Here is a 14,972-nt window from a genome sequence, read left to right on the forward strand (position 1 = left end):
GTAGAAGATCAAGCGGGAGTTTTTCTTGTCGCCACCGACCATGCGCGCCGCGGTCCTGACCGGACCGGGGCGGATCGAGATCGACCATGTGCCGCTGCCGGAGCCTGGCCCCAACCAGGTGCGTGTCCGGCTCGAAGGCTGCGGGGTCTGCGCCTCCAACCTGACGCCTTGGTCAGGCCCTGAATGGATGGAGTTTCCAACCAAGGCCGGCGATCTCGGCCATGAAGGCTGGGGGATCATCGACGCGATCGGCGATGGCGTGAGCGGCCTGCACCTGGGCGACCGGGTGGCAGCGCTCTCGTACAAATCCTATGCCGAATATGACGTCGCAGATGCGGACGCGGTGGTGAAGCTGCCGCCCGAACTCGCGCAGGCGCCGTTTCCGGGCGAGCCGCTCGGCTGCGCGTTCAACATCTTCCGCCGTGCCGACATACGGGAGGGCCACACGGTCGCGATTGTCGGCATCGGCTTTCTCGGCGCTTTGCTCACGCGCCTTGCCACTGACGCGGGCGCGCGCGTCATCGCCATTTCCCGCCGCGAGGAGTCGCTTCAGGTCGCGCGCGACATGGGCGCGGCGGTAACCGTGCCGATGGACGATCACAACCGTATCATCGAGCGGGTGAAGGACCTGACCGGCGGCCGCTTCTGCGAGCGTGTGATCGAAGCGGTCGGCAAGCAATGGCCGCTCGACCTTGCCGCCGAACTTACCGGCGAACGCGGCAAGCTGATCGTCGCCGGCTATCACCAGGACGGGCCACGCCAAGTGAACATGTGGCTGTGGAACTGGCGCGGCATCGACGTGATCAACGCGCATGAGCGCGATCCGCAAGCCTATATTGCCGGCATCCGCGAGGCGGTAAACGCGGTCGCTGCGGGCAAGCTGGACCCATCGAGCCTTTACACGCATCGCTACCCGCTCGACCGGCTCGGCGAGGCGCTGGACGCCACCCGCGACCGGCCCGGCAACTTCATCAAGGCGCTGGTGACCTTTTGATGCGGGTCGGGTTTCTGGGCACGGGATGGATCGGCCGGCACCGCATGGCCGCGATGATCGAGACGGGCGCGATCGAAGCCGCCGCCTATGCCGACCCATCCGACGACATGGCCGCCGAGGCTGCGCAACTCGCGCCGGCCGCGACCCGCGTGGGCGGCCTGGACGAACTGCTCGAACTTGGCATCGACGGAGTCGTCATCGCCACGCCTAGCGCGCTTCATGCCGACCAATCGATCCGCGCGCTCGAAGCGGGCGTCGCCGTCTTTTGTCAAAAGCCGCTCGGCCGTACCGCCGGCGAGGTCCGCACTGTCGTCGAGGCAGCGCGCAGGGCCGACCGGCTGCTCGGGCTCGACCTATCCTACCGCCACACCGAAGGCATGCCTCGCATCCGCGAGCTGATCCGGGCCGGCGAACTGGGCCGGGTGAGCGCCATCGATCTCGTCTTCCACAATGCCTATGGGCCGGGGAAAAGCTGGTTCTTCGATCCCGCCCAGTCCGGCGGCGGCTGCGTCATCGACTTGGGTGTGCATCTGGTCGATCTGGCGCTCTGGGCGCTGGATTTCCCGCAAGTGGCGGAGGTACAGGCCCGGCTGCTCGCCAAGGGTCAGCCGCTCGGCGCTAGCCAGTGCGAGGACTACGCGGTGGCGACGATCACCCTAGGTGACGGGCGGGTGATCAGCCTCGCCTGTTCCTGGAACCTGCCCGCCGGACGCGACGCGATCATAGGCGCGAGCTTCTACGGCGAAGGGCAGGGCGCGGCGTTGCGCAATGTGAACGGGTCCTTCTTCGACTTCGTCGCGGAACGCTATCGCGGCACGTCGGCCGAGACGCTTTCAGAGCCGCCCGACGATTGGGGCGGGCGAGCGGCTGCCGATTGGGCGACACGTCTGGCCGCGGGGCAACGCTACTCGCCGGAGGCGGAGCGCTTCGTCGATGTCGCCGACGTGCTCGACCGAATCTATGGCCGCTAGGCGAGGCCGCACAGCTCCTTGACCAGCTTGGCGGCGACGCCCGCGGTCATGCCGTTGATGTCGCGATCGGGATTGAGTTCGACCACATCACCACCGACGATCGGACCTTGCACCCGAGCTAGCACATCGAGCAACTGGCGCACGCTGAGCCCACCCGGCTCGTGGTGCGACACGCCCGGCGCATAAGCCGGGTCGAGCCCGTCCAGGTCGATCGAGATATAGAGCGGGCGGGGCGGGATCGGAACTGACGCGGGGCTGAAGTCGCGCATCGGCACGATCTCGACGCCGAACCGCGTCGCCTGTTCGCGCTGGTGCAGGTTCAGCGTCCGGATGCCGACCTGAACCAGCCGCGTGGCGAGCCCCTCTTCCATAATCCGGGCGAAAGGCGAGGCGTGGGAGCGGCGATTGCCGCCAAGCTCGTCATACAGGTCCGGATGCGCGTCGAAGTGGAGGATGTTGACCGGCCCATGCACCGCGGCAATGCCGCGCAGCACCGGATAGGTCACCGCATGGTCGCCGCCCAGCAGGATCGGCACGGCGCCCTCGCGGCAGGCCTGCGCGACGGCGGTTTCGATGCGCTCATCATCTGCAGGCGTTTCGTCCAGCGGCAGGTCGCCGGCATCTTCGATCGGAATGTCGCCGACCAGCTCCGGTCCGCGCTCAGTCGCCAGATTGCCCATGTCGGAAAAGAGCGCGGCGCGGATCGCGGCAGGCGCCTTGGCCGGGCCGCGCAGAAAGCTGGAGTTGGTGTCGGTCGGCAAGCCGATCAGTCGCACTTTGGGCATGGCTCTCCCTAGCCGGCGAACTGGAGCGCGGCGAGTGCGATCGCCAGCACTGCAGCAGCCCCGATCCGGCGCAGCCCGAAACCTTCCTTCAGGAACACCGCCCCCAAGATCGCCGCCACGACCACCGATGTCTCGCGCAAGGCGGACACCTTCGCGGCATCGATCAGCGACATGGCGTAGAGCGAAGCGCCGAAGGAAAGGATCGACAGGGCACCGGCAGTGACTGCGCTGCGCCATTGCGGCAGCACCGCCGCGATCAGCTGCCCGCGCCGGAGCAGCAGCGCCGCGCCCGTCACGCAGATCCAGTCGACCAGGAACAGCCAGACGATGAAGGTCAGCGGATCGGGGGCAATTCGGACGCCCCGCGCGTCCGTCGCATTGTAGAGCGACACGCCGACGGCCGTCAGCACCGCCCAGCCGAGCGCGGCCGCGTCCGGATGGTCTCGAAGCGCCGACCCCTTGGGTGGGAGCGCAAAGGCGATGATCGCGCCCGTCGCGACGGCGAGCGCCAGCCATTCGACACCGCTGAGCTTCTGGCCGAGCAGCAGCCAGGCCGTTACAGCCGTTAGTAACGGGGCTAGGCCCCGCATCACCGGGAACACCAGCGACAGCTCACCCCGGCTCATCGCCTGTACCAGGCACATCTGGTAGAAGAAGTGGGCAGGGACGGCGAGCGCCAGTGCCTCCAATGTCGGCCGGTCGGGCAGCGGCACGAACAGCGCCGCGGGCGCGATCAGCAGCGCGGCCGAGCAGGACAGGACGGCGCGGCCGACCAGAATGTCGGCGCCCATCTTCACCGCGAGATTTGCCGAGGCCAGCGTCACTGCCGAGAACAGGCCCAGCAGCACCGCCAGCAGTTCGGGACTCATGGACGCACCACCATCCGGGCTGGGATAGCGGGCACCAGCTGATTACGCCACCGTAACTGATTGCAAGACAAGATTTACTTTAGTTCCCTAGATCAACTCGACTCGTCGCATTTGGCGACTCCGGGCGCTTGCGGGCGCTGCGGGGCTTCGTCAAAGCGAAAGGCGCTTCAGTCCGGGGGGACGGATCCCAGATGTTCGAATTCGCAGCTTTCACCTACGGCGTGCTCGCCAGCTTCGTGCTCGCCAGCATCAGCAACAACACGCGCGCTGAGCGTGCCAATCCGCGCATCCTGACGATGTTCGGCTGGTGCCTGATGGCCTTCTCCCTGACCCTGTCGCTGCTGCTGACCGGTTTCGTCGCCTATCGCACGATCGGCGGCGAGACCTTTCTCTAAAAAAGCAACCCGCCGCGTCCAACGGCGTTCAAAGGGCATGAAACACGCCCTCGCCCTCGCCGCCGCCCTGTCGCTCGCCGCATGTTCGGGAGGCGCGTCCGACCAGGCGGATGCCCAAGCCGACCAACTCGAAAACGCAGCCGAGCAGAGCACGCCCGAAGCCGCCGAAGTGCTCGAGCAGCAGGCGGACGCGATGCGCGACAATGGCACCTCTGGCGCGCCCGGCCAGCCCGGCTCCTCGGTCCAGCAAGCGGTGGAAAAGGCCGGCGAGGCCCAAGCGACCAATGCCGCCGGCGCGGCTCCGGCGCCCGGCGCTACTCCGCCCTCCAGGCAAGCCGTCCCGCACGGCGCCGAAAAGGGCAACCCACCGCCCAAGACGGAAACCCGCTGAGCGTCAGTATTTGGTGCAGGGCGACGTCGCAGATTTGCCGTTTGCACCCCAGCGGCGAAAGCCCTTGGTGTCCACGTGAAAGCGCTCACCGGTGTAGAAGCCGAGGCCAAGCTGCAGCTGCTCGCCTTTCGTTCGGTGAAGATCGCAAAGCCGGCGCTCTACCTGCGTCTTCTTGATGCTCGTCAGGGGGATCAAGTCGAAGCCCCAAAAGCCACGATGGGCGCTCTGCTTCGCTTTGCTCACACAAGGGTTCAGTATGTCATTGCGGTAGCCTGAAACCGCTTCGACCTGGCCAATCCGAGGAACAACCTCATCGCGTATCACCCGCAATGTGGCGACCGCCCGGGGCCAATATGCCTTCGGCGGAACCTCAAACGGCGTTTTCGGCGTGCACGTCCGCCAGCTCGTCGCCGTCCGCAGGACCTGCTCCGTGGGGAGAATCTGCGCGGCCGACTGCTGCACGAGAAAGGCATCGAACTCGGCCACTTCGGCCCCATGGATCGCCAGCCATGACTGGTAGTCGGCGGCGCTTGGCACCTGCGCCAGTGCGGCTGCCGGTCCCCACAGCCAGGCGATGAAGATCAGTTTCTGCACAGCCGCACCCGCGACACGATCGCCCAGCTCTAGTTGTGCGTGACGGCGCGCAGCTTCACGCTCGGAACCATTCCGGTCCGGACAACGACGATGTCATTCAACTTTCGATCGGAATGTGGAGGAACGGTTCCGAACACGAGCGGTGAACGCCCGGCTTGCCCGGTCTCGACAAGCAGCTGCCAGCCATCATTGCTGTTGCCGGCACTCACGTTGCCGAGCAGGCGATAGCGGCCCGGCGGCACAGCGATCCGCTTGAAGAATGACACGGTCTCGGGTGGCACAGGCCTGCCGTTCTCGTCCTCCGCGATCGGACCGATATATTCCAGAAGCATGCTCTCTTCATCGCCGTTGATGTAAAGCCGCTGGGGATCGGCGTCCGCTCAAGCGCGCCAGGGCTGGCCTGCAAAGCAGGTCGGTTGCGCATGCGCTTCCGAGCTCAGCACGAGCAACGTCAGAGCCGTGAGCAGTAGCCGCCGCATGTCACCCCCTATCGTCAGCGGCAGGATATCAGGGCTGGAGCTCAGACCAACGCGAGATGACTCCGTTTCGGAGAAGATGTGAGGTCACAAACAGGGCGAGGTGCCGCTACGGTTGTTGCTGCCCCAGAGGCGGTGCGACTTGGTGTCGACGTGGAAGCGCAGCCCACCATAGAAGCCGAGGCCGAAGCGCGCCGAGCGGCCGATCGGGCTGGCGTGCAATGCGCAGAGCCGGGCGAAGAGCTGCTGCTGCGAGATGTTGCTCTTCGGCACCAGATCCAGCCCCCAGAAGCCGACATGCGCGCTGCGCGGCGCGCCCGCGGCGCAGCGGTTGAGGCGGGGGTTGCGATAGCCGGAGACCGCCTCGACCGGACCGATGCGCGGCTTCACTTCGTCGCGGATGAAGCGGAGGCTGGGTATGATCCGCCCCCATTGGCCGGGCGGCGGCACCTCGAACGGCACGCCGCAGGCGCGCCAGGCGCTCGCCGTACGCAGCAGTTGCTGGGTCGGGATCACGCCGAGCACGCCGAAGCGCCGCAGAAAGCTCTCGAACGAGGCGACCTGCGCCCGCCGCGCCGGCTGCGCCAGCCAGGCGCGGTAGTCCGCCACCGTGGGCGGTGCCTGCGCATGGCCGGGCGCCACCAGCAAAGCCAAGAGGAACAGGAGGAGCAGGGCGCGCATCGCTGCTGCAAAAACCTTCATCGGCCGTTCCGATCCCCTGTCCGCGCCACCTTGGCAAGAGGCGCTTCCCGCGAATGCCGCTTGAACCCCGGCCCCGCGCCTCTAATCTCAAGCGCGCAAGGGGCAGGAGAAGAAGCACATGGCAAGTACAGCCACGGTTGAAGAGAGCGGCCTCGTCCTCACGCCGCCAGACCCCGTCCCCGTCGTCGCTCCGGAAAAGGCGGCTGGTCTCGTCCCGCTCGAGGAAAAGCAGAAGACGGAGCTCGAAAAGCGCGTCGACAGCTTCGTCGACGAGCTGATCGCGCAGGACGTGAACTCACCCGAGTTCGGCAAGCGCGTGGACTCGATCACTGCCCTGGGCCAGCGCGAGATCCGCGCGGCGGCCGGAGAGAGCAACCGCTTCCTCGACCGCCCGGTGCGCGCGATGGATCAGGAATCCGGCGTGGGTTCCGACCTGGCCGAGCTGCGCCGCACGATCGAGGATCTCGATCCGTCCAGCCGCGGCGACCTGTTCACCAAGCGCAAGCTGTTCGGCATCATCCCGTTCGGCAACAAGCTGCGCAATTATTTCGACAGCTACAGCTCTGCGCAAGGCCATATCGCCGCGATCCTCAGCCGTCTCGCCAAGGGGAAGGACGAGCTGCTGATGGACAATGCCGCGATCACGGTCGAGCGGCAGAAGCTTTGGGCCGCAATGGGCCGGCTCGAGCAGATGATCCATATGTCGAAGCAGCTCGATGCGCGGCTGGAGGAAAAGGCCAACGAGCTGGACGCGACCGACCCCGCCAAGGCCAAGGCGATCCGGGAAACGGCGCTCTTCTATGTCCGCCAGCGCACCCAGGATTTGCTGACCCAGATGGCCGTGACGGTGCAGGGCTATCTCGCCCTCGACCTGGTCAAGAAGAATAATGTCGAGCTGATCAAGGGCGTCGATCGCGCCTCCACAACCACAGTTTCGGCGCTGCGCACCGCGGTGACTGTCGCGCAGGCGCTGACCAACCAGAAACTGGTGCTGGAGCAGATCACCGCGCTGAACACGACCACCGCCAACATCATCGATTCGACCGGCAAGCTGCTGAAGACGCAGACGGCGCAGATTCACGAGCAGGCGGCGTCCTCGACCATCCCGCTGGAGGTGCTCAGCCGCGCCTTCCAGAATGTCTATGACACGATGGACTCGATCGACACGTTCAAGGTGAAGGCGCTCGCCTCGATGAAGACCACGGTCAACGCGCTCTCCACCGAGGTGGAGAAATCGCGCGGCTATATCGCGCGGGCAGAAGGTGCCGAGCAGGGCCAAAGCTCGCCGCTCCAGCCTTTGGATGCCTGAATCCACGCCGTTCGTATCGAGCGAAGTCGAGATGCGCTTCTCGACTTCGCTCGAAGCGAACGGGTAAGACTGGGCTTATGGACTCCGACCTGATCATTTCGAAGGCCGAAGAGCTGATGCGCCGCGCCTCGCCCGAGGGCCGCGCCGCTGCCCGCCGGCGGCGCGAAAGGCGCCGCGCCCGTGCGGTGCGCATGATGCGGCGCATGTTCTTTGCGACGCTCGCGATCCTGGTCGGAGCGATCGTCTGGGGCATGATCAGCCCGATCGGCGCGAGCGGCGTGATGGCGGTCGCCCTGGCCGTCATGCTCGCCTGGGTGGGCGTCATTCTGTTCACCGCCGAACCCGCCGCCAAGGCCGAAGAACTGCCGCAAGTGCCGCTGAAGGCACTGCCCGCCCGCACCGAGCAATGGCTCGAAAGCCAGCGCTTGGCGCTGCCCGCGCCCGCCAACCGGCTGATCGACCAGATCGGCGTCCGCTTGGAAGGCCTGGCGCCCTGCGTGCAGCATCTCGACGAGCGCGAGCCCGCCGCGGCCGAAGTCCGCCGCCTTATCGGCGAGGAACTGCCTGAGCTTGTCCGCGGCTATCAACGCGTGCCGCAACAGCTCCGCCGCCAGGGCCCCGATTCACAGCTGCTCGACGGCCTGCGCCTGGTTGAAAGCGAACTCGGCCGCATGACCGAGCAGCTCGCCAGCGGCCACCTCGACCAACTCGCCACCCAGGGCAAATATCTGGAGCTGAAGTACAGGGGCGACCCCGAAGGCGCCTGACTCAAGCTAGAAGGTCCGGGCGATTGCCGCCACGGCGATCAGCAGCGAAACGCCGCTCGCCGCCGCCAGTCCCCAAAACCATTGCTGCCACTGGGTCAGCTTGGCAACGAGCAGCTGGTTGGTGCGAGCGAGGTCGGTCAGCAGCTCGCTCGCCCCGCCCAGATCGCGGCGCAGATCGGAGGATTCTTCCGTCAGCCGCGACACTTCCGATTTGAGGGAAACCAGCGGGTCGGGCTGCGCCGGAATGAGCAGGGTCGTGCTGCCGCCGCGCACATCCCGCGCTAGCTTTTGCGCCTTGTCGACCAGCCCCGGCGCCAGCTCGATCACCTGCGCCCATGGCACCTTGGCCAATGCCGAAAAAAACGCCGTCGCCATATGCTCCCCCATTTAACCGCAAGAGCATAGCTTTGCGTCAGCACAAGGGAAGCCGCCTCACGGGGTCGGGACGTCTCCAAATTCGCCCACTTTGCAGCCGAGCTTTTTCATCTGCGCCATCAGTTCTGCCATGTTCTGGACGGACGAGCTCATCGAGAACACCTTTAGCGGCGGCCGCATGCCGTTCGCATCCGAGACGATCACCTCGCCTGTTCCGTCAGCTCTGGGCTGAACCTTCCAGGAGAAGACACCGCTTCCCGGCGCCAGAACATGACTCACCTCGCCGCTTCCGTCCCTCAAGCGCAGGTTGAGGGCTGAAGAGCTGTCATAGCGCAACCACACGGTGCCGGTTCCGGCATCGCAGAACGGACCGGAAGCCCCCAGGTCGCCCTCGTTCAGCTGACTCATTCTTGCTGGCGGTGGATCGACCGGCACAAGCTCCACGCGCCTATTTTCAGGGTCGTTGGCGGGCACCCCAGGAAGCGAGTTATCGGAGCCATAGCCCTTAACCTCGATGCGGTCGGCCGAAACACCCTCGGCCTTCAGCATCGCCGCAACCGCTTCGGCGCGAGCTTGCGAGAGGCGCTTGTTGGCTTCAGGACTGCCGGTACCGTCAGTATGTCCTTCGACACGGAAGCGTTTGCCGATCAGCGACAGTGATTGGAGCGCCTTCACGAAAGCTTGAATCTCGTTACGGCTGCTCGGAATGATTTCGGCCGAGCCGAGCGCAAATGTGACACGCATCTCAGAAGCTATGCGCTGAATAGCTTTGTCGGGGCGCCGCAATGATGGGCTTGCTGCTGCGGCTCGTGAGCGCGAAGCAACAGCGGCAGGTCGCCCGGTTCGAGAAGGCTGAGGCGCTCCGGGTCGTGTGAAGCTGAAGCCTGCTGTAGCCAGATCTACCAGATCAGCTTCGGCAACCATGACGGGTGCATCGCAATCGCCTGTGAGTTCGCAGATAATCTCTTGGCTACGATCGGCTCCGGTGACCGCGGCAGGCACCATCTGACTCCCTGTCGGTCTAGGGTCCGGAACAGTGTCCTTGGCGCGCATGCTCGGATCGCTCAGTCGGAACACTCGGGGTCCAACAATGTGACGCGTGCCGTTGTCGGTCAGGAAGGTTATCTTGTCAGTCGGCCCCAGCCGAAAGACTTGATCTTGAGTTACCAACCGTCCGGGCCGATAAGAAGCGCCGATGGGACCCGACACGAAGGTGATCATTCCACCGATGATGCGGGCATTTGCAGGCCCGACCGTTGCCAAGCAGAAAATGACTGCCAGATGGCACTTCAGACGTGTTTGATATCGCCCCCCATGCCTGACCAGATACGCTGCTGGCTTGCGGTCGGCAATGATAAGGCTGGATGCCCCGCGAGGATTCGAACCTCGATTGACGGAGTCAGAGTCCGTAGTCTTACCTTTAGACGACGGGGCACCGAGAGGCGGGCGATCTAGGTTTTCGGGATCGCCCTGTCAAATTTAGCCGGCGGGGCCGCCGTCGTTCAGCAGGCCCAATGTGCGCAGCCTTCGGTTCAGATATTCCTGGCTCGACAGCGGCTCGGGATAGCGGTTCGGATTGTCCGCGCCGATGCAGCCGGGCAGCGTCTCGATAACGAAATCGGGCGCGGGATGCAGGAAGAAGGGCATCGAATAGCGCGAAAGGCCGCGGCGTTCGGGCGGCGGGTTGACCACGCGGTGGGTGGTCGACGGCAGCACGTGGTTGGTGAGCCGCTGCAGCATATCGCCGACATTGACGACCAGCGCGCCTTCAGGCGGCGACACAGCAAGCCAGCGCCCGTCGCGGTCCAGCAACTGCAGCCCCGCCTCTTCGGCGCCCAGCAACAAGGTGATCAGGTTGATGTCTTCATGCGCGCCCGCACGCACGCCCGGCGCTTCGGGAGAGACCGGCGGGTAATGGAGCAGCCGCATCACGCTGTTGCCGTCGCGGACCGGACCGACGAACCAGTCGGGCTCCAGCTTCAGATAGCGTGCAATCGCCGACAGGAGCTTCGCGCCGACCCGGTCGAACTCGGCATAGAGTGCAAGGAAGGTCTCGCGGAAGTCCGGCACTTCCGCCGGCCATAGATTGGGCGGCATGACGTCGCTATAAGGATGCCCTTCCGGCAGCTCGCGACCGACATGCCAGAACTCCTTTAGGTCGTTCTCGGTCGCGCCCTTGGCAGTCTCGATACCGAACGGCGTGTAGCCGCGTGCACCCGCCTTGCCGGCAAGGTGATATTTCTTCTTCACCTCCACGGGGAGGTCGAAAAAGGCCTTGGTCAGCGACCAGGCACGGTCGATCAGCGCGGCATCGATGCCATGGTCCTTGATGACGCCAAAGCCATAGCGCTGGAAGGACGTGCCGAAAGCCTGCGCGAAGCTATCGGGATCGCCGGATTGCATCTCGAGCGAAAGGGCGTCGAGCGTGGGAGTTGGAGTGTCGAGCATGTCCCCGCTCTAGATCAGGCGGGCGGGCCGCCCAAGCCCGTGTTTTCGCTGACGTTCCAGAAAAAGGCGTGTCCGGCCCTTTCGTCGGACCAAGCGGAGCGCCATTTGGCCCCGGTGCATGCTCCCCTGACATCGAAGCCAAAGCTCGGCTTTCGCGAGTTCGTCGCGCTGATGGCCGGGCTGATGGCGATGACAGCGCTGTCGATCGATGCGATGCTGCCTGCCCTGCCGGCGATCGGCACCGATCTCGGCGTCGCTCGCTCGAGCGATTGGCAATGGGTCATTGCCGCCTTCATGCTCGGCTTCGGTGCCGGGCAGTTGATCCACGGACCTCTGGCCGACCGGTTTGGACGCCGCCCCGTGCTGCTGACGAGCCTTGGCATCGGCGTGGCGCTGAACCTGCTCGCCGCGCTATCCCCCACCTACACATTGCTGATCGCCGCTCGGATCGCGGCCGGCCTGGCGACCGCCTCTTCGCGCGTTCTTACCACCTCCATCGTGCGCGATCGGGTCTCGGGTGACCAGATGGCGCGGACGATGAGCCTCATCTCCATCGTGTTCATGGTGGTGCCGATACTGGCGCCCAATCTTGGCCAGCTGATCCTCTGGATGGCGCCATGGCGCTGGATTTTCGGCATGCTGGCCGCCGCGGGCCTGTTGCTGCTCATCTGGGCGGGCACCAGGCTTCCGGAAACGCTCGATCCTGCCAAGCGGCTGCCGCTCAGCTTCCGGCGAATCGCGGAAAGCTTTCGCTTCGTGCTCACCCACCGCCTGTCCATCGGCTACACAGCGGCCTCCACACTGCTCCAGGGCGGATTGATGGGCTTTCTCCTGTCGATTCAGCAAATCCTAGAGGTCGAGTTTCGCGCCGCTCATCTGTTCGGTCTCGTCTTTGCGGCAATGGCGGGGCCGATGGCGATCGCCTCCCTGTTCAACTCGCGCATGGTCGTGCGGCTCGGCACCCGCGCCGTCTCGCACCGCGCGATCATAGCCTATGTCGCGATTGCCGGCCTGCATCTCGGCGTGGCGCTGGTGGGCTGGGAGACACTGGCCAGCTTCGTTGTCCTCCAGGCAGCGATGATGTGCTGCTTCAGCCTGGCAGGCGCCAATTTCGGGGCGATTGCCATGGAGGAGATGGGGCATCTGGCCGGTACCGCGTCCAGCGTTCAGGCCTTTCTGCAGACGGTGGTCGGCACGATGATCGGCACCGTGATCGGCTATGCCTTCGATGGCACCACGGTTCCGCTCTATACCGGCTTCACCCTGTGCGGCCTGGGCGCGGTCCTAGCCGTCGCTTTTGCGGAGCGCGGCCGCCTGTTCGGCCGACGCTGACAGGAACCGACGATCCCCGGCAACCGTTTCCCCATCAGTTGAATGGAGGATGCGATGGAAGGGCGGGTTGAACCGAGAGCGACCGACGGCGATCTTGAAGGGCTGGACGAATCCCAGCGTGCCGAGCTGCACGAATATGAAGGCGGAGGCCCGACCGACGGGCTGTTGCTGACCGACATGGCGCGCGACCGCGGCGAGGATTTCGTCGAGGATGACCGCCCGTCCGAAATATTGCCCGAAGAAGTGGATGCGCTGGGGATGACGATCCTGTCGCCTGAAGATCTCGGCGACGATATGCTCGACGGCGATGTGGACGCGGAGCTTGGCGATGACCTCAACGACGAGATCTGAGGAGAAGAGCCCGGCGCCGACTGCTCCGGGTTATGGCGATCAGGGGCCGGCGGGTGCAGGCCGAGACGCCGACACTGACGACGCCGCCGAGACCGAGGACGGTCCCGACGGCGACGCGTGATCCGGTGACTTAGCGGTAGCGCACGCAACGCTGGCGGGCGCTGCTCCGCTGCACCTCGCGCCCGAGCAAGGCGCCGGCGGCCGCGCCGGCAACAGTGCCAAGCGTGCGGTTGTTGCCGCCGTCGATCGCACGGCCGGCGAGCGCGCCGACTGCGCCACCGACGATCAGGCCCGTGGTGCCATTGGGGCGCTTGCAGTAGGTCCGGCCGTCCTTACCGCGCCAGGTGCGGTATTGCGCTTCGGCGCTGTCGGTCGGAATGGTGGCGGCGGGCACGGCCAGTGCCGCGGCGCTGAGCGCGAACATGATCTTGCGCACGGGAACATCCTTTCGGTTCGTTGCGATCCCGGCCTGAAACGCGCCCTGTTCGGACCCGGTTTCATGAACAGAAAACAACAAGCGTTAACCCTCGCCGCTAAGCCGCGCTTTACCCTGCTGTGGCAGGAAAGCCGCAAGGAGCGCCGAATGTTCACTCTTCCCCTTCCCGATCCGATGAGCCTGATGCAGGCGGCCGGCGCACTGTGTCTCATCACGCTAATCGCGCGCCGCCGCGCCGTGCGCCGCGGCGATTGGGAAGGCGCCGCGGCGCGATTGAGCGGCCGGGTGCGCGAAGACGAGCTCGCCTGAGGCAGACGAAGCGGATTGCGGCACAGGAAATCAGCTGCGCCGCTTGAGCAGAATGGGCGGGGTGGCGTAAGGAAAACTCAGGCGGGTCTACCCATCGGGCAATCGCACTGCCAATAGCGTTTTGCGGCGGCCCGGTCTGCTTTCCTCCCGCCGTAGATGCAACGGCCAACCCCATCCCTTTAGCCTGCAAACTGCTCTGGCGCGAGGCCGCGCACGCCGGCATCGACTTCGAACAAGGCGCCGGCGAACGGCTCGTCGAGCCTGTCGAGCGCGGCGGAGGTTACAAACATCCGGTCGTGTCCGGCACCCGCAAAGCAGACATTGGTGATCTGTGACGCAGGAAGTCGGATAGCCCTGTCGATTTCGCCTTCGGGCGTGAACCGCGTCACCCGTGAGCCGCCCCAATGGGCCACCCACAGCCCTCCTGCAGCGTCCACGGTCATGCCATCGGGCGAACCCCAGTCATTCTCGAAGCGGATGAACTCTTCGCGGGCTCCAAGGCCCTCTTCGGACAGCGGGAAGCGATAGATCAGGCCGGCAGCCGTATCGGTGTGGTAGAGCCAGCGATCGTCCGGGCTGATCGCGGGGCCGTTCGCGACCGTGTATCCGGTGTCGGCGGTATGGATGCGGTGATCGGGATCGAGGCGGTAAAGTCCTCCCGACGGCCGGTCGGCCGCAATCGGCATGGTGCCGGCCCAGATGCGTCCCCAGCGATCTGCCTTGGCGTCGTTGAGCCTGTTCCCAGGCTCATGAGGTTCGGGGCAGTCGATGTGCCTGACCTCGACCGGATCGAGCGTCAGCTCGGCGAACCCGCTTTTGAACCCCGCGATAAAGCCTGGCCGGTGCCGCCGCTCTATGACCCAGCCGATCATCTCCGGCATGGGCCAGCGAGTGACCTCGCCTGTCGCCAGCACCAGCCGGTTGAGAGCAGGAGCCAGGATGTCGGTCCAATAGACCGCGCCTTCTCTCGCGGACCATAGCAATCCTTCGCCGAGGATATCCCGGGTGTCCCCGCGCTCGATGATGCGACAATCAGTCACCCGTCACCTCAATGGCTATGCCGTGGAACGCCGACGGTCGGCGCCAGCCTCGATAACGCTCCACTCCTTGCAGCATAGCACGTCGTTTCGCGCGACAACCGTGGCTCTGGGCACGCTCTTTTCAGGGTGGTCCGCTCTCTTGATCTTGAGCGACGGTCTCCGCCAGTTCTACGGCGGTGGTTGCGGGGGTAGGATTTGAACCTACGACCTTCAGGTTATGAGCCTGACGAGCTACCGGGCTGCTCCACCCCGCGCCGAGACCGTCGCGGGCGCGAGGCCCGCTGACATGTGAATGGGTTTTGTTTGTGCTGGCTTCAAAGCCTGGCGGCGACCTACTCTTCCACTGCTTAGGCAGTAGTACCATTGGCGCTGTCTGGTTTCACGTCCGAGTTCGGGATGGGATCGGGTGGGTCACAGACGCTATGGCC

Annotated in this window: 19 protein-coding genes, 2 tRNA genes and 1 rRNA gene; 9 read left to right on the forward strand and 13 right to left on the reverse strand. The window is 65.3% G+C overall.

Annotated features, from left to right (window positions below; all coding sequences use genetic code 11):
* The first annotated feature begins 40 nt into the window (after window positions 1–40).
* Together VGT77_RS01775 and VGT77_RS01780 are read left to right on the forward strand one after the other, a co-directional pair.
* A complete protein-coding gene (locus VGT77_RS01775; protein WP_327458958.1) occupies window positions 41–994 on the forward strand; it encodes an MDR/zinc-dependent alcohol dehydrogenase-like family protein in 954 nt (317 codons plus the stop codon).
* On the forward strand, window positions 994–1,965 hold the full coding sequence (locus VGT77_RS01780; RefSeq protein ID WP_327458959.1) for a Gfo/Idh/MocA family oxidoreductase: 972 nt from the start codon (window positions 994–996) through the stop codon (window positions 1,963–1,965). The genes VGT77_RS01775 and VGT77_RS01780 overlap by 1 nt, the downstream gene beginning before the upstream one ends.
* On the opposite strand, the gene VGT77_RS01785 is transcribed toward VGT77_RS01780, so the two are convergent.
* Window positions 1,962–2,750 (reverse strand): agmatinase family protein, encoded by a 789-nt coding sequence (locus VGT77_RS01785; RefSeq protein ID WP_327458961.1) that lies wholly within the window; start codon window positions 2,748–2,750, stop codon window positions 1,962–1,964. The genes VGT77_RS01780 and VGT77_RS01785 overlap by 4 nt on opposite strands.
* An 8-nt stretch (window positions 2,751–2,758) precedes the next feature.
* Complete coding sequence (locus VGT77_RS01790) at window positions 2,759–3,619, reverse strand: DMT family transporter (protein ID WP_327458963.1); 861 nt, start codon at window positions 3,617–3,619, stop codon at window positions 2,759–2,761.
* A 191-nt stretch (window positions 3,620–3,810) separates the two neighbouring features.
* On the opposite strand from VGT77_RS01790, the gene VGT77_RS01795 reads away from it, so the two are divergent.
* Together VGT77_RS01795 and VGT77_RS01800 are read left to right on the forward strand one after the other, a co-directional pair.
* Window positions 3,811–4,014, forward strand: coding sequence for a hypothetical protein (locus VGT77_RS01795; RefSeq protein ID WP_327458965.1), 204 nt, complete (start codon window positions 3,811–3,813; stop codon window positions 4,012–4,014).
* 37 nt (window positions 4,015–4,051) lie between these two features.
* Window positions 4,052–4,405, forward strand: coding sequence for a hypothetical protein (locus tag VGT77_RS01800; protein ID WP_327458967.1), 354 nt, complete (start codon window positions 4,052–4,054; stop codon window positions 4,403–4,405).
* Window positions 4,406–4,408: 3 nt separating this feature from the next.
* Here the strand turns inward: VGT77_RS01800 and VGT77_RS01805 are convergent, their stop codons facing one another.
* The 3 genes from VGT77_RS01805 to VGT77_RS01815 all read right to left on the reverse strand — a co-directional run bounded on the left by VGT77_RS01805 (window position 4,409) and on the right by VGT77_RS01815 (window position 6,177).
* The gene (locus VGT77_RS01805; protein ID WP_327458969.1) at window positions 4,409–4,999 is read right to left on the reverse strand and encodes a hypothetical protein; all 591 of its coding nucleotides are present in this window, start codon (window positions 4,997–4,999) and stop codon (window positions 4,409–4,411) included.
* Between the two features lie 29 nt (window positions 5,000–5,028).
* Complete coding sequence (locus tag VGT77_RS01810) at window positions 5,029–5,331, reverse strand: hypothetical protein (protein WP_327458971.1); 303 nt, start codon at window positions 5,329–5,331, stop codon at window positions 5,029–5,031.
* Between the two features lie 231 nt (window positions 5,332–5,562).
* Entirely contained in the window at window positions 5,563–6,177 is a 615-nt protein-coding gene (locus tag VGT77_RS01815) for a hypothetical protein (RefSeq protein ID WP_327458973.1), read from the reverse strand.
* A gap of 118 nt (window positions 6,178–6,295) precedes the next feature.
* Here VGT77_RS01815 and VGT77_RS01820 point away from each other — a divergent pair, with 118 nt between their 5' ends.
* Together VGT77_RS01820 and VGT77_RS01825 are read left to right on the forward strand one after the other, a co-directional pair.
* Window positions 6,296–7,486 (forward strand): toxic anion resistance protein, encoded by a 1,191-nt coding sequence (locus VGT77_RS01820; protein ID WP_327458975.1) that lies wholly within the window; start codon window positions 6,296–6,298, stop codon window positions 7,484–7,486.
* A 77-nt stretch (window positions 7,487–7,563) separates the two neighbouring features.
* Entirely contained in the window at window positions 7,564–8,253 is a 690-nt protein-coding gene (locus VGT77_RS01825; RefSeq protein ID WP_327458977.1) for a hypothetical protein, read from the forward strand.
* 6 nt (window positions 8,254–8,259) lie between these two features.
* Here VGT77_RS01825 and VGT77_RS01830 read toward each other — a convergent pair whose 3' ends face one another.
* From VGT77_RS01830 to VGT77_RS01845, 4 genes are all read right to left on the reverse strand, one after another.
* Window positions 8,260–8,628: a hypothetical protein gene (locus tag VGT77_RS01830; RefSeq protein WP_327458978.1), complete on the reverse strand. Its 369-nt coding sequence runs from the start codon at window positions 8,626–8,628 to the stop codon at window positions 8,260–8,262.
* 57 nt (window positions 8,629–8,685) lie between these two features.
* Window positions 8,686–9,849, reverse strand: a complete 1,164-nt coding sequence (locus VGT77_RS01835) for an OmpA family protein (RefSeq protein ID WP_327458980.1) — start codon at window positions 9,847–9,849, stop codon at window positions 8,686–8,688.
* A 140-nt stretch (window positions 9,850–9,989) separates the two neighbouring features.
* Window positions 9,990–10,063 (reverse strand) — tRNA-Gln (locus VGT77_RS01840).
* Between the two features lie 44 nt (window positions 10,064–10,107).
* Window positions 10,108–11,076 carry an isopenicillin N synthase family dioxygenase gene (locus VGT77_RS01845; protein WP_327458982.1) on the reverse strand — a complete coding sequence of 323 codons (969 nt, stop codon included), beginning with the start codon at window positions 11,074–11,076 and terminating at the stop codon, window positions 10,108–10,110.
* A gap of 114 nt (window positions 11,077–11,190) precedes the next feature.
* Here VGT77_RS01845 and VGT77_RS01850 point away from each other — a divergent pair, with 114 nt between their 5' ends.
* Entirely contained in the window at window positions 11,191–12,408 is a 1,218-nt protein-coding gene (locus VGT77_RS01850; protein ID WP_327458984.1) for a multidrug effflux MFS transporter, read from the forward strand.
* A gap of 54 nt (window positions 12,409–12,462) precedes the next feature.
* A complete protein-coding gene (locus tag VGT77_RS01855) occupies window positions 12,463–12,759 on the forward strand; it encodes a DNA primase (RefSeq protein WP_327458986.1) in 297 nt (98 codons plus the stop codon).
* A 130-nt stretch (window positions 12,760–12,889) separates the two neighbouring features.
* Here VGT77_RS01855 and VGT77_RS01860 read toward each other — a convergent pair whose 3' ends face one another.
* On the reverse strand, window positions 12,890–13,195 hold the full coding sequence (locus VGT77_RS01860; protein WP_327458988.1) for a glycine zipper 2TM domain-containing protein: 306 nt from the start codon (window positions 13,193–13,195) through the stop codon (window positions 12,890–12,892).
* A gap of 147 nt (window positions 13,196–13,342) precedes the next feature.
* Here VGT77_RS01860 and VGT77_RS01865 point away from each other — a divergent pair, with 147 nt between their 5' ends.
* Entirely contained in the window at window positions 13,343–13,504 is a 162-nt protein-coding gene (locus VGT77_RS01865) for a hypothetical protein (RefSeq protein WP_327458990.1), read from the forward strand.
* A 179-nt stretch (window positions 13,505–13,683) separates the two neighbouring features.
* Here the strand turns inward: VGT77_RS01865 and VGT77_RS01870 are convergent, their stop codons facing one another.
* The 3 genes from VGT77_RS01870 to rrf form a co-directional block, all read right to left on the reverse strand.
* The gene (locus tag VGT77_RS01870; RefSeq protein WP_327458992.1) at window positions 13,684–14,544 is read right to left on the reverse strand and encodes an SMP-30/gluconolactonase/LRE family protein; all 861 of its coding nucleotides are present in this window, start codon (window positions 14,542–14,544) and stop codon (window positions 13,684–13,686) included.
* Between the two features lie 177 nt (window positions 14,545–14,721).
* Window positions 14,722–14,798, reverse strand: a tRNA-Met gene (locus VGT77_RS01875).
* Window positions 14,799–14,863: 65 nt separating this feature from the next.
* Window positions 14,864–14,972, reverse strand: a 5S ribosomal RNA gene (gene rrf, locus VGT77_RS01880); the annotation flags it as partial.

The organism is Sphingomonas sp. (assembly GCF_035944535.1).
Classification (GTDB): Bacteria; Pseudomonadota; Alphaproteobacteria; order Sphingomonadales; family Sphingomonadaceae; genus Sphingomonas_B.

Coding starts and splice junctions, on each gene's coding strand:
- VGT77_RS01810 (WP_327458971.1), bottom strand. CDS start 5,331: ATGCTTCTGGAATATATCGGTCCGATCGCGGAGGACGAGAACGGCAGG.
- VGT77_RS01825 (WP_327458977.1), top strand. CDS start 7,564: ATGGACTCCGACCTGATCATTTCGAAGGCCGAAGAGCTGATGCGCCGC.
- VGT77_RS01845 (WP_327458982.1), bottom strand. CDS start 11,076: ATGCTCGACACTCCAACTCCCACGCTCGACGCCCTTTCGCTCGAGATG.
- VGT77_RS01795 (WP_327458965.1), top strand. CDS start 3,811: ATGTTCGAATTCGCAGCTTTCACCTACGGCGTGCTCGCCAGCTTCGTG.
- VGT77_RS01820 (WP_327458975.1), top strand. CDS start 6,296: ATGGCAAGTACAGCCACGGTTGAAGAGAGCGGCCTCGTCCTCACGCCG.
- VGT77_RS01780 (WP_327458959.1), top strand. CDS start 994: ATGCGGGTCGGGTTTCTGGGCACGGGATGGATCGGCCGGCACCGCATG.
- VGT77_RS01815 (WP_327458973.1), bottom strand. CDS start 6,177: ATGAAGGTTTTTGCAGCAGCGATGCGCGCCCTGCTCCTCCTGTTCCTC.
- VGT77_RS01790 (WP_327458963.1), bottom strand. CDS start 3,619: ATGAGTCCCGAACTGCTGGCGGTGCTGCTGGGCCTGTTCTCGGCAGTG.
- VGT77_RS01785 (WP_327458961.1), bottom strand. CDS start 2,750: ATGCCCAAAGTGCGACTGATCGGCTTGCCGACCGACACCAACTCCAGC.
- VGT77_RS01855 (WP_327458986.1), top strand. CDS start 12,463: ATGGAAGGGCGGGTTGAACCGAGAGCGACCGACGGCGATCTTGAAGGG.
- VGT77_RS01800 (WP_327458967.1), top strand. CDS start 4,052: ATGAAACACGCCCTCGCCCTCGCCGCCGCCCTGTCGCTCGCCGCATGT.
- VGT77_RS01775 (WP_327458958.1), top strand. CDS start 41: ATGCGCGCCGCGGTCCTGACCGGACCGGGGCGGATCGAGATCGACCAT.
- VGT77_RS01835 (WP_327458980.1), bottom strand. CDS start 9,849: ATGATCACCTTCGTGTCGGGTCCCATCGGCGCTTCTTATCGGCCCGGA.
- VGT77_RS01830 (WP_327458978.1), bottom strand. CDS start 8,628: ATGGCGACGGCGTTTTTTTCGGCATTGGCCAAGGTGCCATGGGCGCAG.
- VGT77_RS01865 (WP_327458990.1), top strand. CDS start 13,343: ATGTTCACTCTTCCCCTTCCCGATCCGATGAGCCTGATGCAGGCGGCC.